Origin of the sequence: Actinoplanes utahensis, assembly GCF_016862455.1 — a bacterium.
GTDB classification, from domain to species: domain Bacteria; phylum Actinomycetota; class Actinomycetes; order Mycobacteriales; family Micromonosporaceae; genus Actinoplanes; species Actinoplanes utahensis.
On record NZ_BOMZ01000081.1, the window covers coordinates 47,620 to 66,365 of the forward strand.

Here is an 18,746-nt window from a genome sequence, read left to right on the forward strand (position 1 = left end):
CGGTTCATCGGACCCCCCAGGGGTCGATAGCCGGGAAAGCGACGCTACGTGTCCGCATGATGTCGCAAGGTAGCCGGGTGGCAGGCGATTGGCAATAACCTTCGCCCCCCTTGCGAGTTGCGAAGGAAAGCTCCATCCTCGACGGGTTGGTGTATTGAGAGGCTTAGATGATCAAGCTTCCGTCCCTGGTGATGTCGGTGCTGGTCGCGGCGACGCCCGCACCGGCCGGGAGCGCGTTCGCCAACGATGTGCTGCGCCCCGGCACCGCCCGCCAGGCCGGTCTGCTGCCGGACCGGATCGCCGCGCTGCCGGTGATCGCCGCCGCCTATCTGGAGCCCACCCTGGATCATCCCGGGCATCCCGTCTATGCAGGTGCGACGGTCCTCGCCGCGCACCGCGGCCTGGTGGTGTCCCGGTTCGCCGTGGGGGACGCGGTCCGCTACACCGCCGGACCCGACGGAATTGTCGAGCTTCCGACAGATCAGCGGGTCCCGGCGCGCACCGATACCCTGTGGGACCTCGCCTCGATCTCCAAGCTGTTCACCGCGATCCTGGTGCTCCAGCAGGCCGAGGCGGGCCGCCTCGACCTGGACGCTCCGGTCGCGAGGTACGTCCCGGAGCTCGCCGCCGCCCACGTCACCGCCCGGCAGCTGCTCACTCACACCTCCGGGCTGCCGGCCTGGCTGCCGCTGCACCTGCGGTACCCGACGGCGGCGCAGCGGCTGGCCGCAGCTCTCGCCACCCCGGCCGGTCCCGCCGGCGCCCACGTCTACTCGGACATCGGCCTCATCGTGCTCGGCGTGCTGGTCGAACGGGTCACCGGGAAGCCGCTCGGCCAGGCCGTCCGGGCCGGGGTGACCGGGCCGCTCGGGATGCGCTCGACCGGCTACAACCCCGGCCCCGCGCTGCGGGAACGCGCGGCCGCCACCGAACATCAGCCGGCCGTGGGGCGCGGCATGGTCCGGGGCGAGGTGCACGACGAGAACGCGTGGGCGCTCGGCGGCGTGGCCGGGCACGCGGGGCTCTTCTCCACGGCCGACGACCTGGCGATCCTGTGTCAGGCGCTGCTCAACGGCGGCACCCACCGGGGACGGCGGATCCTGAGCGAGGAATCGGTGCGGCAGGCGCTCACCGACCACGGTGACGGGCGCGGGCTCGGGTTCCAGCTCGGCGAGCACACGTACATGGACGGCATGGCGTCGCCGATCACCTTCGGGCACACCGGATTCACCGGCACGTCGGTGGTGATCGACCCGATCGACCGGTCGTTCCTGATCGTTCTCAGCAACCGCGTCCACCCGGACCGGACCTGGGCGAGAATCGACGTCGCACGGCGCGCGCTGGCCCGTACCCTCGCGCAAGCCCACCCCATCCCCGGACCAGCCGCGACCGGAACGCCCTGGCGGGCCGACCGGCGCGACGGCGCCGTCATGACCCTCACCGCCGGCCCGGCGCACGGTTCCTTCCAGATCTGGTACGACACCGAGCCGCGCAACGACACCGTCACCGTCGAGTCCTCCGCCGACGGGATCACCTGGGCGCCCCTGCCGATGACCCTGCGGTCCGGCGCGGACGTGGCCACCAGCGACGGCACGCTCACCGGTTTCGGCGGGCGGCGCTGGTGGCGGGTGCACACCGACGCGTCGCGGCTGCGTTTCACCTACCGCACCGACGCCGCGTCGCAGGGCCGTGGCGTTCTCGTCGCCGGGATCCGGCAGCCGTACACCGCGGACGGCTGGACCAGCTCACAGGCAGGAGCCGAACGATGACATCAGCGATCAGCAGGCGCCGGCTCCTCCACGGCACGGCCGGTGCCGCCGTGGCGGGCACGCTCGGCGGCTGCGCCATGGGCGGCGAGGCGGACGGCGACACGGCGAAGGGCGTCGCCAGCGCGGCCAACCCGCTCGGCGTGAAGGAGGACGCACCCCTCGAAGTGGTGATCTTCAACGGCGGGTTCGGGGAGGAGTACGCCAAGGCGCACGAGGCCATGTACCGCGAGCGGTACCCGAAGTCGCAGATCAAGCACGCGGCGACCCAGCAGATCGCCGAGACGCTGCAACCCAGGTTCGTCGGCGGCGACCCGCCGGACGTGGTCAACAACTCCGGGGCCAGCCAGATGGACTTCAACGGCCTCGTCTCCCAGAACGCCCTGACCGACCTGGGCGAGCTCCTCGACGCGCCGAGCCTCGACGACCCGTCGGTGAAGGTGCGCGACACCCTCCTGCCGGGCACCGTGGACGTCGGCTCGTACGACGGGAGGTTCCTGTCGCTCAACTATGCGTACTCGGCGTACGGCATCTGGTACTCGCAGACGCTCTTCGCGGCGAAGGGCTGGGAGTATCCGAGGACCTGGGACGAGATGATCGCCCTCTGCAAGACGATCAAGGCGGCCGGCATCGCGCCGTGGACCTACCCCGGCAGACACTCCCGGTACATGAGCTGGCCGATCGTCGCCGCCGCCGGCAAACTCGGCGGCCTCGACGTGATCAAGGCGCTCGACAACCTGGAGCCGAACGCGTGGCGGCACGAGGCGGTGCGGGCCGCCGCCGAGGCCTACTACCAGCTCGCCGTCGACGGATACCTCCAGCCGGGCGCCGAGGGCATGGACCACATCCAGGCGCAGACCGCATGGTGCCGGGGCCAGGCCGCGTTCCTCTCCTGCGGCTCCTGGCTGGAGAGCGAACAGAAAGCGGTCACCCCGCCGGACTTCCGGATGGCGATCGCGCCCACCCCCAGCCTGACCAGCGCCGACAAGATGCCGTACGAGGCGTTTCGGGGCGCCGGCAGCGAACCGTTCATCGTCCCGGCCAAGGCGAAGAACGTCCGCGGCGGTCTCGAATACCTGCGGGTCATGCTGTCCAGGAAGGGCGCCTCCGACTTCACCCGCAAGGTCAGCAGCCTGACCAGCGTGCGCGGCGCCGGCGACGGCATCACCCTCGGACCCGGCCTCACCTCGGTCACCGCGCTCATCGAGGCGTCCAACGGGGGAGCGTTCACCTGGATGTACAACTCGTACTACCGCAAACTCGAACGGGAACGCATCGACGGGGCCTGCGCCGAACTGTTCACCAGACGGATCAACGCCGCCCAGTGGTGCGACAGGGTGCAGAAGTCCGCCGACGAGTTCGCCGCCGACCCCGCGATCAAGAAGTACAAGCGGGCCTGACGTGCGCCGACTGTTCATCGCCACGTTCCTGGTGCCGCCGCTGCTGCTCTACGGGATCTTCGTCGTCTCCCCGTACACCCAAGCCTTCCAGATCTCCACCACGAACTGGACCGGCCTGTCGCCGACGTTCGAATTCGTCGGCCTCGCCAATTTCCAGCGGCTGCTCGACGACGGCTACCTGTGGAACGCGCTGCGCCACAACGGCCTGCTCCTGCTGTTCCTGCCGCTGGTCACGATCCTGCTCGGCCTGTTCTTCGCCTCGATGATCAGCGTCGGCGGGCGCGCCGACCGGGTGGGCGTGCACGGCGTCCGCGGCGCCGGCTTCTACCGGGTCGTCTACTTCTTTCCGCAGGTGCTCTCGGTGGCGATCATCGGGGTGCTGTGGAAGGAGATGTACGCGCCGCACACCGGCATGATCAACGGCCTGCTCCGGGCTGTGGGGCTGGACCGGCTCGCGGTCGCCTGGCTCGGCGACCCACGGTTCTCGTTCTGGTGCGTGCTGGCCGTTCTCATCTGGATGAACGTCGGCTTCTACGTCGTGCTGTTCAGCGCCGCCATGCAATCGATACCCCGCGACCTGTACGAGGCGGCGCTGCTCGACGGCGCCGGCCGGCTCGTCACCCTGGTCCGGGTCACCGTGCCGCTGGTCTGGGACACCATCCAGGTCGCGTGGGTCTACCTGGCCATCATCGCGATCGACGGTTTCGCCGTCGTGCAGATCATCACCGACGGCGGTCCGAGCGCCTCGTCGGACGTGGTCGGTCTGCGCCTCTACAAGACCGCCTTCGGCGACGGCCAGTTCGGGTACGCCTCCGCGATCGGTGTCGCCATGTTCTTCCTGACCCTCACCGTCGCCGTCATGTTCCTGCGGGTCACCCGCCGCGACCGGGTGGAGCTGCAATGACCGCCGTATTGACCGACCGCGTGACGACACCGGTGCCCGCGCCGGCAGTCCCGCCGCGCCGGACCGTTCCGATCGTGTCGCATGCGTTCCTGGCCGGGTGGGCGCTGCTCACCACGCTGCCGCTGGTCTGGGCGGTGCTGAGCTCGTTCAAGAGCGACGAGGAGATCCTCACCGACCCGTGGAGCCTGCCCGCCCGGATCCGCTGGGAGAACTGGGGCCGCGCCTGGAACGAGGCGCACATCGGCCGGTACCTCCTCAACAGCGCGGTCGTCGTCACCGGCGCCCTCACGCTGACCATGCTGTTCGGGGCGATGGCCGCGTACGTGCTGGCCCGCTACCGGTTCCGCGGCCACCGGATCGTCTACTACGCGTTCACCGGCGGCATGATGTTCCCGGTCTTCCTGGCCCTGGTGCCGCTGTTCTTCGTGGTCCGCAACCTGGGGCTGCTCGGCACCCTGCCCGGCCTGACCCTGGTCTACGCCGCGTACTCGCTGCCGTTCACGGTGTTCTTCCTGACCGCGTTCTTCCGCACCCTGCCGACGTCGGTCGCCGAAGCCGCCATGGTCGACGGATGCGGCCACTTCGGCCTCTTCTTCCGGATCATGCTGCCGATGGCCAGGCCCGGCCTGATCAGCGTCGGCATCTTCAACTTCCTGTTCCAATGGAATCAGTACGTGCTGCCGATCGTCCTCATGCAGGGCGAAGGCGCCGAACGCAAGTGGGTGCTGGCGCAGGGGCTGACGGCGCTCGCGGTCAACGAGGGATATCGCGGCGACTTCAGCGGCCTGTTCGCCGGCATGACCATCGCGATGATCCCGGTCGTCGCCGGCTACCTGATCTTCCACCGGCAGGTCCAGACCGGCCTGTCCGCCGGACAGCTCCGCTGACCCTGACCCCGGCGGCTCAGAACTGCTCGCGGAAGCGGTCGTACTCCGGTTCCGTGGGCAGGGACGAGCGCGGTTCGGCGAGGATCTGGCGGGCGCGCTCGTTGCCGGGGGCGATCTGCTCGGCCGCCCGCCGGGCCGCGTCGTCGTCGCCCCGCATCCGGAGCAGCCGGATCAGCATGAACAGCGCCAGGAGGTCGCCGGCGAGCGCCCGCTGCCGCAGGTCCGCGGCCCGGCCGTCGGCGTACAAGCGGACGTCGAGCTGCCGTCGCGCGAACCGGTGATCGGCGGCGAGCGCCGTCAGTTCGTCGAGACGGCCCGCACCGGCCAGCGCTGTCGCGTATCCGTTGCCCGCGGCGGAATGCGCGTGGCACAGATCCTCGTCGTCCCGGGGCGCGTGTTCGGTGTCTCGGGCGACCGATCGGAAGAGGCCGGCCGCTGTCTCGAAGTCATGCCTTTCCAGCGCCCGGTACGCCGCGGTGAGGGTGGAGTAGGGCAACTGGTAACGGCTGCCCGGGACGAACGTCTCGGTCATGACGAGGGCGGCGGCCTTGTCATCGTGCCGCCTTTCGCGCGGCCGGCGCAGGCGGCGGGGATCGGTGTCCTCGACCGCGTGGACGTGGTCCACGAGCGCTTGCACACCGCCGGTCGCGACGAGTTCCAGGATGTCGCGCTCGTGGGGGAAGCCGGCGCGGCTGAACCGCTCGGTGACGGCGGCGACTCCGTCGTTCATCAGGAGCACGGCGTCGATGTCCTCCCGCGGCCAGCTGCGGACGGCGGCGGGTCGGCCGCCGCGCGCTATGTGGACCCCACCGTCCCGGTGGCTGACGAAAGCGGTCGCTGTGCCCATGACCAGGACCTCGATCACCTCGTCGGTCCACCGGCAGACGGCCACCGTCGGTCCGGCTGTCCGCGCGAAATCGGTCAACGGGCCGGGCAGGAGCCGCGGGGCCCCACCGGTGCGGGGGCCGTCGAGCACGATGGCCGCGTCGTCGAGGACCACCGTGCGCGCGTGGGCCGGCTCGTCCGGGCTTCCGGGTCTCTGCGCCGTCTCGACGCGTACGGTCACCGTTCTCGTTCCGGGCTGGGCATGGGCATGGGCATGGGCATGGGCGGATCCTGGCGGGTCCCGGGCGGCGCCGGCAACCGATTTCCGGGCGGGCCGCGACGCGGACGTTCGAGGGGCGCGTCTCCTAGCGCGTCGCCGGCTGGAGGCCGTACTCGGCCAGGGACTGGAGCAGCTGTCGCCGGGTGGTCTCCACGAGACGGCCTCCGGTGAAGCGGATGTCGTCGGTCACCTCGGCCACGCAGTCCGCGGGCGGCACGAAAAGCTGTGCCTCCTCGTCGGTGGTGAACTCGGCTTCCGCGAGGACCAGACCCTGGAGACGGCCGTCGAAGACGTCGACGCCCAGCGGCGGCACGCTGAAACGGATCTTCGAGAGCACGGTGGCCGGCAGCCGGGCGAGGACGTCGTACTCGGCGGGCGACAGGTAGGTGTTCGTGATCAGTCCCTGAACGGCGCCCGGCCGGGCGGCCGGCACTTTCTGGGTGAGTTTGAGTTCGCAGCCGCCGTCCGATCGGTCGGCGCGCCGTAGCCGCAGGCGGGTCCCCGTCAGATAACGGTCGGTGATCGTCCGGGTGACCGTCACCGCTGCCGGTGGCGGCGGTGCCGCCAGCAGGAACCGCCGTTCCCGTTCGACCCGAGCGTATTTTCCCTGGTGAACCGACTCGCCTCGCACACCGCCGGCCTTTTCGGTCATGGGGCGAGCCCGTCAGCCGAGGTGGCTCCGGGCCTCTCCTCCGTCTTGAACGGGTGGAGACCGCGGCGCCGGTAGTTGGGCAGCGCGTTGGGGTGATCCTGGGTCGACGTGTGCAGCCAGATCCGCCGTACGCCGGGCGTCAGGTTCCAGGCGTGCCGGATCGCGAGGGTCAGCGCGTAGCCACCGAGCCGCCTGCCGACGAAGCCCGGGACCAAGCCGAACGTCTCGATCTCCACCTCGTCGCCGGGGTGGTGGTCGTAGGCGGCCAGGCCGGCCGGCGCACCCTCGAAGGACAGCAGCCGGAACAGGCGATCCGGTCGTTCGGCGAACCAGGTGACCCATTCGTCGGCGGTACGGGTCGCGCACTTCCAGCCGTACGGAGCACCGATCCTGACCTGCAGATCAACGACCAGTGGCGACGCCCGGTCCAGGGGCGTGAGTGTCAGGCCGGGCACCGGGGCCGCGGGAACGAGCCGATCGCGGTCGGTCATCTCCAGATAGGTCACGATCTCTCCCATCCACCCGAGACTACTCACCGTGGCAGCCGAACGCGCCGCCTTCGAGGCCCGGTGCGGCCCGGCGCCTGCACCCACGTTGTCCCGGAAGTCACCGGTCAGCGGGGTCGCGGCCCGCGTACGAGTCCGGCGGGTCGTCACGGCTGTCTCCGAGCCGTTGAGACGGCGGTGAGAACCAGCCGGGGGGTGGGGGTCACACTGGGGGGCAGCGGCGTCGCCCACGCCGGAGAGGAGCTCGAGGTGACCACCATCCGCGTCCGCTTCGTCGGCGCCGACAAGTACCGCGACTTCCAGGTCGACACCGCCACCGCCGAGCATGTCGTCGCCCAGCTCACCGACCCGAACGCCGTGCTGACCTTCACCGACGAGTACGGCACCACCCACGTCCCGGTCCGCGGCATCACCTACATCACCGTCCGCACCGCCTGACTTCAAGTCAAGTGCTTGAATGTCCGGGCGGACACTCCCGGACGCCGGCGGATCCTCGAGGCTCTCGTCGGGCTGCTGCCGGCCCTGTCGGTGTCCACGCTGGTCGCCGCCGTCCTGCTCCCGCCGATCGTGCTGCGCACCAGTCGCGACAGACCGGCCACCGGCGATCGCGTTGAATAGCGGCGTGGACTTGTTCAGCGGTTTCGCCGGGGTGGCCCGGATCGGTCTGGGACTGGCGGCGGTCGGCCGGCCCGGCTACATCACCCTCGGCCGGGACCGGGATCTGCCGGCCTCCCGGTCCGTGGACGAGTTGCGGCGGCGGGCCCACGCGCTTCTCGATCAGGCGTACGCGGCCGGAGTCCGCTATTTCGACGTGGCGCGCTCCTACGGCCGGGCCGAGGAGTTCCTGGCCGGCTGGCTGCCCGGGCACGACGACGCGGTCGCCGGCAGCAAGTGGGGGTACACGTACACCGCCGGGTGGCAGGTCACCGCCGACGTGCACGAGGTGAAGGACCACAGCACCGCCACCTTCGACCGGCAGATCGGCGAGACCCGGGCGCTGCTCGGCGACCGGCTCGCGCTGTACCAGATCCATTCGGTCACGCCGGACAGTCCCGCCCTCACCGACGGCGAACTGCACCGCCGGCTGGCCGGGCAGGGCGCCGTCGTCGGGTTCTCCACCAGCGGCCCGGCGCAGGCCGACGCCATCCGCGCCGCCTGCGCGATCGAGGTCGACGGCCGGCCGCTGTTCCGCAGCGTGCAGAGCACCTGGAACCTGCTCGAACCGAGCGCCGGGCCGGCCCTGGCCGAGGCGCACGCGTCCGGCCGTACCGTGATCGTCAAGGAGGCGCTGGCCAACGGCCGCCTGGCCGCCCGGACCGATCTGGGCCCGGAGCCGGACGTCACCGCGCTGGCCGCGGCGTTGCGGCAGCCGTGGGCGACGGTCGTGCTGTCCGGCGCCGCGACCACGGCGCAACTGGTCTCCAACCTGCGGGCGGCCACGGCGCCGCGGGTTCCGGACGATCTGGAGCGGCTCGCCGAGCCCAGCGAGCGCTATTGGCGTACCCGGTCAGCCCTGCCCTGGTCCTGATGTCACCCGGTAGATCGCGCCGGCCGCGTCGTCACTGACGTAGATCGCGCCGTCCGGGCCCCGCACCGCCATCACCGGGCGCCCCCAGCGCGAGCCGTCCGCGTCCTGGAAACCGGTGAGCAGGGTCTGCTGCGCTCCGAGGGCGCCGTTCCGCCAGGCGTAGAAGGAGACCTCCGGGGCGCGCGGCGGCTTACGGTTCCAGGAGCCGTGCACGCCGACCAGCGCGCCCGGACCGTACCCGGAGGGGAGACCGGGCGCGCCCACGAAACTCAGGCCCAGCGGCGCCGAGTGCGCGCCCATCCCCTGTTCGACCGGGGCGAGTCTGCCGCAGTCGAGTTTCGAGCCGTCCGCGTTGGTCTGGAAGTCCCGGACGAACGGCCGCTGCGTGTAACCGAGCTTCGAGTCCTTGTCGCCGGGGGACAGGTCGGGTTCGGAGTTGCAGTACGGCCAGCCGAGCTCCCGGCCCTCGGTGAGCCGGGCCAGCTGCTCCATCGGGTGGTCGTTGACGTAGGACTGCAGCACCCGCCCCTGATCGCCGTCGCCGTCACCGTCGTAGTCCCGGTCGTGCGGGTACTCGATGTTGTCCCGGTGGTTGACCGCCGTCCACACCGCCCCGTCCGGGTCGATCGCCAACCCGGTGCCGTTGCGCACACCCCGCGCGAACGTCGTCGGCTCACCGCCTCCGGGCGGCGCCTTCAGGATGGTGGCCCGTTCCGGGTCGGCCGACCGGTCCTCCTCGGAGATGTTGCCCGTCGAACCGACCGAGATGTAGATCGCACCGTCCTCGCCGACCGCCACACTCTTCAGCGCGTGCGAGTACGCCCCGCGCAGATCCGGGCTCTTGTCGTCGGGCAGCCCGCCGACCACGACCTTCCGGCCGGAGACCGCCCCGTTCCGGTACGTGTACGCGTTGACCTGATCGCTCTCGGCCACGTACAGCGTGTCCTTGTGGAAGGCCAGCCCGTGCGGCTGGTTCAGCCCGCTGAGCAGGGTCCGCTGCGCCGGAACGGCGTCCCCGGCGCCGGGTCTCAACTCGACGACGTCACCGTGCTTGGGCCGCGACACCAGCAACCGGCCGTCCGGCGTCCACGCCAGCAGCCGCGCCGTCGGCACCCGCGCCCACACCGACACCGTCCAGCCGGGCGGTGCCTGGAGCCGCCGCTCCCGGTCGAACGGATCGGCATCGGTCCCGTCGAGCGTCCGCACGGTCGTCGCGGCGAGCCCGGCGGCCGACGGCTCGGGGGTCTGCGCCGCGGCGGGTGAGCCGGGGGCGGACGGGCTCTCCGGCTCCTCCGCCGAACAGCCTGCCAGAGCGAGCACCAGACTTCCGGCCACCACACCGCGCGCGAACGTCCTCATCGCACCATTTCTACCAGCCGATCCGGCACAATCGCTGCCATGCGAGCGGCGCGGCTGATCACCATGGTGCTGTTGTTGCAGGCCCGGGGCACGCTGACCGCGGCCGAGATCGCCGCCGAGCTGGAGGTGTCCGAGCGGACCGTCTACCGGGACGTGCTCGAACTGTCCGCGGCCGGGGTGCCGATCTACGCCGAGCAGGGGCGGGCGGGGGGATACCGGCTGGTCGGCGGGTACCGGACCCGGCTGACCGGGCTGAGCCGGGCCGAGGCGGAGGCGCTGTTCCTGGCCGGACTGCCGGGACCGGCCCGGGACATGGGGCTGGACGAGCCGGTGCGCAACGTACGCCGCAAGGTCCTCGCCGCCCTGCCGCCCGCCCTGCGGGAGGCCTCGCAGCGGGCCGGGCAGCGCTTCCATCTGGACGCGCCCGGCTGGTTCGCCGACACCGACCATCCGCCGGAGCAGCTGGCCGAGCTGGCGGCCGCGGTCTGGCAGGACCGGACGGTGACGCTGCGCTATCGGCGGCGCGAGGAGGTGACCCGGACCGTCGAACCGTACGGGCTCGTACTCAAGAACGGGATCTGGTACCTGGTCGGCCGGGTCGAGGGCGGCCTGCGCACGTACCGGGTGGACCGGATCACCGGCGTGGAGGCGGCCGGGGACGACTTCGACCGGGATCCGGAGTTCGACCTGCCGTCGTTCTGGGCGGAGCGGGCCACCGAGTTCGTGCGGCAGATGCTCCGGGAGACGATCACGCTGCGGCTCAGCCCGGACGGGGTACGGATGCTGCGGTTCGTCGCCGAACCGCCGGCGGTGCGGGACGCCCTGGCGGCGGCCGGCGAGCCGGATCCGGACGGGTGGGTGCGGACCCGGCTGCCGGTGGAGTCACTGGACGTGGCCTACTCGTACGTCCTCAGGTTCGGCCCGGAGGCGGAGGTCCTGGAGCCGCCCGCGCTACGGGAACGGCTGGCCTCCGCCGCGCGGCGCCTCGGCGACCTCTACCGGTAACCGGTCACGTCGGCGGGCCGGCCGGGATCCTGCACCTCGACCAGGTACCGCCAGGCGTCCGGCCGGCTGCCGTCCAGGTCGGTGAACCCGTAGACCCGGGCCAGCTCGCCGCTGGACACCGACCGGCCGTTCCACCGGGCACGGTCGGCGTCGGCGGCGAGAGCGGCGACGGCGCGCCCCACGTACGCCGGGGTCTCGGAGATGGCGAAATGCGGCTCCTTCGCGCAGGCGTCGCGCCAGTTCTGCTCGGTGACCCCGAAGTGCTCCAGCATCATCTCCGACCGCAACCAGCCCGGTGTCAGCGCCACCGCGGTCCCGCCGTGCTCGGCCAGTTCCTGCGACCAGATGAAGGCGAGCCGGTTCACCGACCATTTCGCCAGGTCGTAGAAGGCCGACAGCCGATAGTTCCCGGCGTTGTACTCGGTCGTCCCGTCGCCGATCTCCACCACCAGGCCGCCCCGGTTGCGGATCAGCAGCGGCATCGCGTGATGGCTGGTCACGATGTGCGAGTCGATCGCCTGCCGCATCAACCGGAAACCCTGGTCCAGGTCCTGCTCCCAGACCGGTTTGTTCCAGGTGGTCAGCGGATCCCCGCCCCACACGTCGTTGACCAGCACGTCGAGGCGCCCCTGCTCGTCGTCGATCCGCCGGACCAGCGCGGCCACCTGATCCCGGTCGAGGTGGTCGACCGCCACCGCGATCCCGTGCCCACCCGCCGCGGTCACCAGCTCGGCGGTCTCCTCGATGGTCTCCGGCCGGTTCATCGGGGACCGGCCGGCGCGGGTGGTGCGGCCGGTCGCGTACACGGTCGCCCCGGCCTCCCCGAGCCGCACCGCGATCTGCCGTCCCGCGCCCCGGGTCGCGCCGGCCACCAGGGCGATCTTCCCGCTCAGTGTCGTCGTCATACCACCGACCCTGGCCCGGAACCCTGACAACCCTCGTCAGGTTTTCTTTTCCGGGACCTTTCGGGGTACGGCCGGCGCGCGCTCAGTGGTCGTAGAGCACCACGAACGCGAGCGTGCGGTCCGGGGTGAGGTAGAGGTCCTTCCACATCGGGCCCTTCTCGCCGTGCTTCTCGGTCCATGCCGCGCTGTGCGTCCACCGGGTGCCCGCCGGAACGAACGGCGCCAGGCCGGGCCACACCTCCGCCGGGGTGCCGAAGGGGTATTCGCCGGGGGCCGGCGACGGGACGACCGCGGGCACCGGCTTCCACTCGTACCCTCCGGCCAGCGCTGCCGCGTCCGCGGCGGCCAACCGGATCACGGCCTGGTACTGCCAGTCGGTCGGGCCCGGCACCCGGCTGCAGGGATCCGCCTCCGTCCGGGTCTGCCAGTGGACCTCCCAGTAGTCGCCCAGCCCCGGAACCTGCTCGTCGGGCCAGTCCCGATCGGTGTAGACGGTGGCCTCGACCTCGGCGACCTCGTCCGGGCAGCGCGCCGTCGCGACGGCCTCCCTCCCGACGAACACCGCCACCACCGCGATGCCCGCGACCATCGCCACCGCGAGGCACGCCAACAGCACCTTCGTTCCCCGACCGAGCCGTCGCATCGCCACAACCTAACCGTTCCCGGCAACCGTGCGGAGCGGCACCATGGATCCATGATCTCCACGGTCGCGGTCCTCTCCGACATCCATGGTGTGCTGCCCGCTCTGGACCGGGTGCTCGCCGAACCCGCGGTCGCGGCCGCGGATCTGATCGTCGTCACCGGCGACCACACCTGGGGGCCACAACCGGCCGAGGTGCTGGACCGGCTGGTGGCCCTCGGCGAACGGGCGGTGCTGGTCCGCGGCAACGCCGACCGTGAGCTGCTGCGGATGTCCCGGGGTGAGGACATCGGCCTCGGCGACGACCCGTTGTCCGTGTGGGGCGCGGCCCAGCTGCGGGAGGACCACCAGCGGCTGCTCGACGCGATGCCCGAGCAGGTCACGATCGAGGTCGGCGGGTTCGGGCCGGTCCGGTTCTGTCACGCGACGCCACGTGACGATCAGGAGGTGGTTCTGGTCGACAGCCGGCTCGAACGGTGGGCCGAGGTGTTCGCCGGCCTGCCGGAGGAGGTGGCCACCGTCGTCTGCGGGCACACCCACATGCCGTTCCTGCGCCTGGTCGACGGCCGGCTCGTGGTGAACCCGGGCAGCGTCGGTCTTCCGTACGGCAGAAGGGGTTCGCATTGGGCGATCCTGTCGGCGGGCATCGTCTCGATGGGCCGCACCCTGATCGATCCCGGCGTGCTGGCCCGCGAGGTCGTCGGGGCCTCGGCGCTGCCGGGCGTGGCGGACTGGGTCCGGCAGAACCTGGTCGACCCGGCCGGGGACGTCGAGGCGATCGCCACGTTCGGCCCCCGCGACGGGCGCTGAGGTCACGATCTCATCGCGCCGGTCCTCAGTGCTGTCTCGACCGGCGGGAGACGGCACCGAGGACCGGCCGGGAACCCCTCCGGTCAGGGCGTGGCGGGCTGGGCGCTGGCGAGGACGGCGGGCAGCAGGCCGGGGAAGCGGGCCTCCAGGTCGGCGGTGCGCAGCGAGTTGAGGATGGCCGTGCCCTGGTAGCGCTGCTCGATGATGCCGGCCTCCCGCAGGACCCGGAAGTGGTGGGTGGACGTGGACTTGCCGACCGGCAGGCCGAACGACAGGCACGCCTGCTCGTGGTAGCCCTCCGCCAGCCGGCACACGATCATGCGGCGGATCGGGTCGGCGAGGGCGGACAGGACGGCGTCCAGCGAGAAGTCCTCCGGCTTCGGATGCTCCAGGGTGCGCATGGGTGGGGCCTCCGCGGGTATCACTTGAAGTACGCCGGTCATCGTACTAACGTCGCGGCTTGTACGAACACTGTCGTACTAGACGGGGAGCAGCAGATGAAAGCAGCCGTGTACTACGAGAACGGCGGACCCGAGGTCCTGCGCTACGAGGACGTCCCCGACCCGGTCCCGGGCGCCGGCGAGGTCCTGCTGCGTGTCGAGGCGATCGGCGTGCAGGGCGGTGACGTGCTGGCCCGCCAGGGTGGCCCGCTGCCCGCCACCCCGCACATCGTCGGCTACCAGGCGGCCGGCACGATCGTCGCGGTCGGCGCGGACGTCACCACGGTCCGGCCCGGCCAGAAGGCGTTCGCGTTCATGCTCGCCGGTTCGCACGCCGAACTGGTGGTCGCCACGGAGAGCAACGTCTACGTGGTTCCCGACGACATGGACACCCGTGTCGCCGCCGGGATCTTCGTCGAGTTCGGCACCGCCGACGACGCGCTGTTCGAGTTCGGCCGGCTGCGGGCCGGCCAGACCGTGCTGGTGCAGGCCGCCGCGAGCGGGGTCGGGCTGGCCGCCGTGCAGCTCGCCAAGGCCGCCGGCGCCACCGTGATCGGCACCGCCGGCACCGACGAGAAACTGGCCCGGCTGTCCGGGTACGGCCTCGACCACGGGATCAACTACCGGACCGGCGACGTCGTCGGGACGGTCGAGGAGCTCACCGGCGGACGGGGCGCCGACCTGATCATCGACCCGGTCGGCGGGAAGACCCTCGAGGGCAGCATCAACGCGGTCGCCTACCGGGGCCGGATCATCTACCTCGGGCAGGTCGGGCGGGAGACGTACCAGCCGCAGCTCTTCCCGCTGCTGCTCAAGAGCGCGTCGCTGAGCGGGCTCTACTACGGCGCGGAGGTGCAGCGCGACCCGCAGCGCACCCGCCCGCGAGTCCAGCAGCTGATCGACCGGATCGCCGCCGGCGAGCTCACCGTGGTGATCGACCGGGAGTTCCCGCTGGCCGACGCCGCCGAGGCGCACCGTCACATCGAGAGCCGCGCCGCCTTCGGCCGCGTGCTGCTGATCCCCTGACGACAGGAGAAGACCATGCGACGGTACGGGCTGTGGGCCCCCGCGTTCATCTGGCCGACCGAACCGGAGGCGGTGGCGCGGGCCGCCCGGGAGATCGAGGAACTCGGGTTCGGGACGTTCTGGGTCGGCGGCAGCCCCGCCGACGACCTCGCGCTACCGGAGGCGATCCTCGCCGCCACCAGCGAACTCGTCGTCGGGACCAGCATCGTCGACATCTGGACCAGCGACGGCGACCGGCTGGCGGCCTCGCACCGGCGGATCAGCGATGCGTACCCGGGCCGGTTCTCTCTCGGGGTCGGCTCCGGGCACGCGCCGACCGCGGAATCGAAGGGGCAGTCCTACACCAAGCCGCTGACCCGGCTGCGGGACCTGCTGACCGGGCCGCTCGCCACAGTTCCCGTGGCGGAACGGATGATCGCCGCGCTCGGGCCGAAGACCCTGCGGACGGCGGGCGAGCTGACGGCGGGCGCCCTGCCGTACCTGATGCCGCCGGCGCACACCGCGGACGCCCGCGGGATTCTCGGGGACGGGCCGTTGCTCGTACCGGAACAGAAGATCTTCCTCGGTACGGACGCCGCCGTCGCCCGGCAGGCCGGCCGCGAGGCGCTGCGCCTCTACCTGGGGTTGCCGAACTACACCCGGCAGCTGATCCGGTACGGGCTCGACGAGTCAGACCTGGCCGGCGAGGGCAGTGACCGCTTCGTCGACCAGGCGGTGGTCTGGGGCGACGACGACCGGGTCCGCGCCGGGATCGACGCCCACCTGGCCGCGGGCGCCGACCAGGTGGCCATCCAGGTCCTCACCGAGACGGGCATCCCCCGTGAGCTGCCCCTGGCCGAGTGGCGGCGGCTGTCCGCCCTGCTCGGGCTGAAAGGCTGATGTCAGGATGTGACGATGCGCGCGGTGATCTTCGACGACGTCAGGGCTCAGCCGGAGGTCCGGGAGGTGCCCGACCCGGTCGCGCCGGCCGGCGGGGTCGTGGTGCGGGTGGCGGCGACCGGCCTGTGCCGCAGTGACTGGCACGCCTGGGCCGGGCACGACGAGATCGCCCTCCCGCACGTGCCCGGTCACGAACTCGCCGGGGTGATCGCCGACGTGGGCGCGGGCGTCACCCGGTGGGCGGTCGGTGACCGGGTGACCGTGCCGTTCGTCTGCGGCTGCGGTCGCTGCGCGTGGTGCCGGACCGGGCAGGCCCAGGTCTGCCCGGACCAGCAGCAGCCCGGCTTCACCCACTGGGGTTCGTTCGCCGGGTACGTCGCCCTGCACGCCGCCGACACCAACCTGGTCGGCCTCCCCGACACGGTCGGGTTCGCGGCCGCGGCCGGACTCGGCTGCCGGTTCGCCACCGCCTACCGCGGGCTGGCCGGCCGGGCCCGGGTCACCGCGGGCGAATGGGTGACCGTGGTCGGCGCCGGCGGTGTCGGCCTGAGCGCGGTGATGATCGCCCGCGCGCTCGGCGCCCGGGTGATCGCCGTCGACCGCAACCCCGAAGCCCTCACGGTCGCCGCCCGGCTCGGCGCCGAACACACCCTCCTCGCCGGTGCGGCCCCGATCCCGGACGCGGTCGCCGACCTCACCGGCGGTGGCGGCCACGTCTCCGTCGACGCCGTCGGCAGCGAGCAGACCTGCGCCGACGCCATCCTCAGCCTGCGCCGCCAGGGCCGGCACGTGCAGATCGGGCTGCTGCCGCCGGTCGGCGGCCACCCGCGCGTCCCGATGGACCGGGTGATCGGCTGGGAACTCGACGTGCTCGGCAGCCACGGCATGGCCGCCGTCGACTACCCGGCCATGCTCGCCCTGATCGAGCAGGGCGCCCTGCGCCCCGACCTGTTGATCGAACGGACCATCGGCCTGCGCGAGGCCGCCGCCCTGCTGCCGGTCTTCGACCGGACCACGGTCGCCGGGATGACCATGATCGACCCGGCGCGGCCGGACCGCGCATAGGGTCGGGCCATGGACCCGCAGCCGCTGCGTTACCGGTCCGCCGCCGGGCGGTGGGTGCTGCTCGCCACCGTGCTCGGATCGAGCCTCGCCTTCATCGACGCGACGGTGGTCACCATCGCGCTCCCCGCGATCGGGCGGGAACTCGGCGCCGGTGCCGCCGGCCTGCAGTGGACCGTCAACGGATACGCCCTCAGCCTGGCCTCGCTGATCCTGCTCGGCGGTTCGCTCAGCGACCGGTTCGGCCGCAGACGGCTCTTCCTCGCCGGAATCGCCTGGTTCGCGGTGGCCTCCCTGCTCTGCGGCCTCGCCCCGTCGATCGAGCTGCTGGTCGCCGCCCGGGTCCTCCAAGGCGTCGGCGGCGCGCTGCTCACCCCGGGCGCGCTGGCGATCCTGGAAGCGTCGTTCGCGGCCGAGGACCGGGCCAGAGCGATCGGCGCGTGGTCCGGGCTGGGCGGGATCGGCGGCGCGCTGGGTCCGTTCCTCGGCGGCTGGCTGGTGGAGACCGGCAGCTGGCGGTACATCTTCCTGATCAACCTGCCGGTCGCGGCGATCGTGCTGTGGGTGACCGCCCGGCACGTGCCGGAATCCCGCAACCCGGCCGCCGCGCGGACGTTCGACATCGCGGGACTGATCACCGGAGTGATCGGGCTGGGCGGGCTCACCTACGGCTTCACCGCGTGGCCGGAGAACGGGCCCGCCGACCCGGTCGTGCTGATCTCGCTGACCGTCGGAGTGCTCGGCATGGCCGCGTTCGTGGTCGCCGAACGCCGGTCCCGGAACCCCTTGCTGCCCTTGACGATCTTCCGCACCCGGGCGTTCACCGGCGCCAACGTGGTGACCTTCCTGGTGTACGCGGCCAACGGCGGCGTGTTCCTCCTCGTCGTCGTGAACCTCCAGGTGGTCGCCGGATTCTCGCCACTGGCCAGCGGTATCGCCCTGCTGCCGGTCACCGCGCTGATGCTGCTGCTGTCGGCCCGCGCCGGCGCCCTCGGCCAGCGGATCGGCCCGCGCCTGCCGATGTCCGCCGGTCCGCTGATCTGCGCGGCCGCCCTGATCTGGCTGGCGATGGTCGGCGCGGGCGCCTCCTACCTGACCGACGTCCTGCCGCCGGTCATCCTCTTCGGCCTCGGCCTGGCGCTGCTGGTCGCCCCGCTCACGGCTACCGCGCTGGGAGCGCTCGACGACTCGTACGCGGGCATCGCCTCCGGCGTCAACAACGCCGTCGCCCGGGTGGCCGGCCTGCTCGCCGTCGCCGTCCTCCCGCTGGCCGCCGGCCTGGGCGGCGGCGACCTCACCGACCCGGCCGTCCTGTCCCCGGTCTACCGCACCACGATGCTGCTGTGTGCCGCCCTGATGACCGCCGGCAGCATCCTGGCCTGGCTCCTCATCCCCGCCCGCCTCCCGACCCGAACCCCGCAGCCGGCCTTCTGCGACACGTGCGCACCCCCGCTGCGCCCGGCGGACATTCCACCCACCGACCGGTCCGCGCAGTAGTCCACCGCCGAGCGTCGCTGCCAGTCCCGCCACCTCATGAGCGCATGTGAATGCGACGGCGGTGAGCTCAGGCCCACTGGCAGGCTGTCTCTCATGGTGCGGTTGAGGATCACGTACGACGAGGACGCCGACGCGGCCTACATCTACTTCCAGCCGCCCGGCACGCGGGTGACGAAGACGTATCCGTGCGACCCCGTCGAGGTAGCCGGCATGATCAATATCGACTTCGACGCGACCGGCCGCCTGATCGGTCTGGAAGTGCTGGACGCCCGGGCGAAACTGGCGTCAGAGCTATTGGCACAGGCCGAAGACATCACCCACCGAGCCGAGGACGGAGATTAGTGCCTCGTCTCGAACGTCGGCCGCGACGAGAGG

Annotated in this window: 21 protein-coding genes; 14 read left to right on the forward strand and 7 right to left on the reverse strand. The window is 71.8% G+C overall.

All coding sequences use genetic code 11. From position 1 onward, the window contains the following. Positions 1-167: 167 nt before the first annotated feature. The 4 genes from Aut01nite_RS27955 (at position 168) to Aut01nite_RS27970 (ending at position 4,957) form a co-directional block, all read left to right on the forward strand. Positions 168-1,769, forward strand: a complete 1,602-nt coding sequence (locus Aut01nite_RS27955) for a serine hydrolase domain-containing protein (RefSeq protein ID WP_052163480.1) — start codon at positions 168-170, stop codon at positions 1,767-1,769. After that, positions 1,766-3,166: an N-acetylglucosamine/diacetylchitobiose ABC transporter substrate-binding protein gene (ngcE, locus tag Aut01nite_RS27960; RefSeq protein ID WP_173476654.1), complete on the forward strand. Its 1,401-nt coding sequence runs from the start codon at positions 1,766-1,768 to the stop codon at positions 3,164-3,166. Before Aut01nite_RS27955 ends, ngcE begins: the two co-directional genes overlap by 4 nt. Position 3,167: 1 nt before the next feature. After that, a complete protein-coding gene (locus Aut01nite_RS27965) occupies positions 3,168-4,070 on the forward strand; it encodes a carbohydrate ABC transporter permease (RefSeq protein ID WP_043523998.1) in 903 nt (300 codons plus the stop codon). A gap of 74 nt (positions 4,071-4,144) precedes the next feature. After that, positions 4,145-4,957, forward strand: coding sequence for a carbohydrate ABC transporter permease (locus Aut01nite_RS27970; RefSeq protein ID WP_043524139.1), 813 nt, complete (start codon positions 4,145-4,147; stop codon positions 4,955-4,957). A gap of 16 nt (positions 4,958-4,973) precedes the next feature. Here Aut01nite_RS27970 and Aut01nite_RS27975 read toward each other — a convergent pair whose 3' ends face one another. The 3 genes from Aut01nite_RS27975 to Aut01nite_RS27985 form a co-directional block, all read right to left on the reverse strand. Continuing rightward, the gene (locus Aut01nite_RS27975) at positions 4,974-6,023 is read right to left on the reverse strand and encodes a hypothetical protein (protein WP_052163482.1); all 1,050 of its coding nucleotides are present in this window, start codon (positions 6,021-6,023) and stop codon (positions 4,974-4,976) included. A 124-nt stretch (positions 6,024-6,147) separates the two neighbouring features. Next, entirely contained in the window at positions 6,148-6,714 is a 567-nt protein-coding gene (locus Aut01nite_RS27980) for a CYTH domain-containing protein (RefSeq protein ID WP_043523999.1), read from the reverse strand. Further along, positions 6,711-7,232 carry a GNAT family N-acetyltransferase gene (locus Aut01nite_RS27985; RefSeq protein ID WP_052163483.1) on the reverse strand — a complete coding sequence of 174 codons (522 nt, stop codon included), beginning with the start codon at positions 7,230-7,232 and terminating at the stop codon, positions 6,711-6,713. Before Aut01nite_RS27985 ends, Aut01nite_RS27980 begins: the two co-directional genes overlap by 4 nt. A gap of 237 nt (positions 7,233-7,469) precedes the next feature. On the opposite strand from Aut01nite_RS27985, the gene Aut01nite_RS27990 reads away from it, so the two are divergent. From Aut01nite_RS27990 to Aut01nite_RS27995, 3 genes are read left to right on the forward strand one after another with little or no spacing between them, the layout of a single operon-like run. Next, complete coding sequence (locus tag Aut01nite_RS27990) at positions 7,470-7,658, forward strand: hypothetical protein (RefSeq protein WP_152628597.1); 189 nt, start codon at positions 7,470-7,472, stop codon at positions 7,656-7,658. Positions 7,659-7,673: 15 nt separating this feature from the next. After that, positions 7,674-7,838: a hypothetical protein gene (locus Aut01nite_RS43775; RefSeq protein WP_236642623.1), complete on the forward strand. Its 165-nt coding sequence runs from the start codon at positions 7,674-7,676 to the stop codon at positions 7,836-7,838. A gap of 4 nt (positions 7,839-7,842) precedes the next feature. Continuing rightward, entirely contained in the window at positions 7,843-8,748 is a 906-nt protein-coding gene (locus tag Aut01nite_RS27995) for an aldo/keto reductase (RefSeq protein ID WP_052163484.1), read from the forward strand. Here the strand turns inward: Aut01nite_RS27995 and Aut01nite_RS28000 are convergent. Then, positions 8,728-10,107: a PQQ-dependent sugar dehydrogenase gene (locus Aut01nite_RS28000; protein ID WP_043524001.1), complete on the reverse strand. Its 1,380-nt coding sequence runs from the start codon at positions 10,105-10,107 to the stop codon at positions 8,728-8,730. The genes Aut01nite_RS27995 and Aut01nite_RS28000 overlap by 21 nt on opposite strands. A gap of 39 nt (positions 10,108-10,146) precedes the next feature. Here Aut01nite_RS28000 and Aut01nite_RS28005 point away from each other — a divergent pair, with 39 nt between their 5' ends. After that, positions 10,147-11,112 (forward strand): helix-turn-helix transcriptional regulator, encoded by a 966-nt coding sequence (locus tag Aut01nite_RS28005; protein WP_043524002.1) that lies wholly within the window; start codon positions 10,147-10,149, stop codon positions 11,110-11,112. Here Aut01nite_RS28005 and Aut01nite_RS28010 read toward each other — a convergent pair. Both Aut01nite_RS28010 and Aut01nite_RS28015 read right to left on the reverse strand, forming a co-directional pair. Continuing rightward, entirely contained in the window at positions 11,103-12,017 is a 915-nt protein-coding gene (locus Aut01nite_RS28010) for an SDR family oxidoreductase (protein ID WP_043524003.1), read from the reverse strand. The two genes, Aut01nite_RS28005 and Aut01nite_RS28010, sit on opposite strands and share 10 nt — an antisense overlap. An 82-nt stretch (positions 12,018-12,099) precedes the next feature. Continuing rightward, entirely contained in the window at positions 12,100-12,660 is a 561-nt protein-coding gene (locus Aut01nite_RS28015) for a hypothetical protein (RefSeq protein ID WP_152628598.1), read from the reverse strand. A gap of 51 nt (positions 12,661-12,711) precedes the next feature. On the opposite strand from Aut01nite_RS28015, the gene Aut01nite_RS28020 reads away from it, so the two are divergent. Continuing rightward, positions 12,712-13,467, forward strand: coding sequence for a metallophosphoesterase family protein (locus Aut01nite_RS28020; RefSeq protein ID WP_043524004.1), 756 nt, complete (start codon positions 12,712-12,714; stop codon positions 13,465-13,467). Positions 13,468-13,550: 83 nt separating this feature from the next. On the opposite strand, the gene Aut01nite_RS28025 is transcribed toward Aut01nite_RS28020, so the two are convergent. Continuing rightward, positions 13,551-13,868, reverse strand: a complete 318-nt coding sequence (locus tag Aut01nite_RS28025; protein ID WP_043524006.1) for an ArsR/SmtB family transcription factor — start codon at positions 13,866-13,868, stop codon at positions 13,551-13,553. Positions 13,869-13,964: 96 nt separating this feature from the next. Between Aut01nite_RS28025 and Aut01nite_RS28030 the strand changes: the two genes are divergently transcribed. The 5 genes from Aut01nite_RS28030 to Aut01nite_RS28050 all read left to right on the forward strand — a co-directional run bounded on the left by Aut01nite_RS28030 (position 13,965) and on the right by Aut01nite_RS28050 (position 18,713). Next, complete coding sequence (locus Aut01nite_RS28030) at positions 13,965-14,933, forward strand: quinone oxidoreductase family protein (RefSeq protein ID WP_043524007.1); 969 nt, start codon at positions 13,965-13,967, stop codon at positions 14,931-14,933. A 15-nt stretch (positions 14,934-14,948) separates the two neighbouring features. Next, positions 14,949-15,812, forward strand: a complete 864-nt coding sequence (locus tag Aut01nite_RS28035; protein ID WP_043524008.1) for a TIGR03620 family F420-dependent LLM class oxidoreductase — start codon at positions 14,949-14,951, stop codon at positions 15,810-15,812. 15 nt (positions 15,813-15,827) lie between these two features. Further along, positions 15,828-16,877: a zinc-dependent alcohol dehydrogenase family protein gene (locus Aut01nite_RS28040; protein WP_043524144.1), complete on the forward strand. Its 1,050-nt coding sequence runs from the start codon at positions 15,828-15,830 to the stop codon at positions 16,875-16,877. Positions 16,878-16,886: 9 nt separating this feature from the next. Beyond that, positions 16,887-18,371 (forward strand): DHA2 family efflux MFS transporter permease subunit, encoded by a 1,485-nt coding sequence (locus tag Aut01nite_RS28045; protein ID WP_043524009.1) that lies wholly within the window; start codon positions 16,887-16,889, stop codon positions 18,369-18,371. A 93-nt stretch (positions 18,372-18,464) separates the two neighbouring features. Beyond that, positions 18,465-18,713 (forward strand): DUF2283 domain-containing protein, encoded by a 249-nt coding sequence (locus Aut01nite_RS28050; protein ID WP_043524145.1) that lies wholly within the window; start codon positions 18,465-18,467, stop codon positions 18,711-18,713. Positions 18,714-18,746 lie beyond the last annotated feature (33 nt).

What these genes read in the sequence shown, in the direction of transcription:
- Aut01nite_RS27955 (WP_052163480.1), top strand. Translation starts at nt 168, where the DNA reads ATGATCAAGCTTCCGTCCCTGGTGATGTCGGTGCTGGTCGCGGCGACG.
- Aut01nite_RS28025 (WP_043524006.1), bottom strand. Translation starts at nt 13,868, where the DNA reads ATGCGCACCCTGGAGCATCCGAAGCCGGAGGACTTCTCGCTGGACGCC.
- Aut01nite_RS28035 (WP_043524008.1), top strand. Translation starts at nt 14,949, where the DNA reads ATGCGACGGTACGGGCTGTGGGCCCCCGCGTTCATCTGGCCGACCGAA.
- Aut01nite_RS28045 (WP_043524009.1), top strand. Translation starts at nt 16,887, where the DNA reads ATGGACCCGCAGCCGCTGCGTTACCGGTCCGCCGCCGGGCGGTGGGTG.
- ngcE (WP_173476654.1), top strand. Translation starts at nt 1,766, where the DNA reads ATGACATCAGCGATCAGCAGGCGCCGGCTCCTCCACGGCACGGCCGGT.
- Aut01nite_RS28050 (WP_043524145.1), top strand. Translation starts at nt 18,465, where the DNA reads ATGGTGCGGTTGAGGATCACGTACGACGAGGACGCCGACGCGGCCTAC.
- Aut01nite_RS28010 (WP_043524003.1), bottom strand. Translation starts at nt 12,017, where the DNA reads ATGACGACGACACTGAGCGGGAAGATCGCCCTGGTGGCCGGCGCGACC.
- Aut01nite_RS27985 (WP_052163483.1), bottom strand. Translation starts at nt 7,232, where the DNA reads ATGGGAGAGATCGTGACCTATCTGGAGATGACCGACCGCGATCGGCTC.
- Aut01nite_RS28005 (WP_043524002.1), top strand. Translation starts at nt 10,147, where the DNA reads ATGCGAGCGGCGCGGCTGATCACCATGGTGCTGTTGTTGCAGGCCCGG.
- Aut01nite_RS28040 (WP_043524144.1), top strand. Translation starts at nt 15,828, where the DNA reads ATGCGCGCGGTGATCTTCGACGACGTCAGGGCTCAGCCGGAGGTCCGG.
- Aut01nite_RS28015 (WP_152628598.1), bottom strand. Translation starts at nt 12,660, where the DNA reads ATGCGACGGCTCGGTCGGGGAACGAAGGTGCTGTTGGCGTGCCTCGCG.
- Aut01nite_RS28030 (WP_043524007.1), top strand. Translation starts at nt 13,965, where the DNA reads ATGAAAGCAGCCGTGTACTACGAGAACGGCGGACCCGAGGTCCTGCGC.
- Aut01nite_RS28000 (WP_043524001.1), bottom strand. Translation starts at nt 10,107, where the DNA reads ATGAGGACGTTCGCGCGCGGTGTGGTGGCCGGAAGTCTGGTGCTCGCT.
- Aut01nite_RS27980 (WP_043523999.1), bottom strand. Translation starts at nt 6,714, where the DNA reads ATGACCGAAAAGGCCGGCGGTGTGCGAGGCGAGTCGGTTCACCAGGGA.
- Aut01nite_RS28020 (WP_043524004.1), top strand. Translation starts at nt 12,712, where the DNA reads ATGATCTCCACGGTCGCGGTCCTCTCCGACATCCATGGTGTGCTGCCC.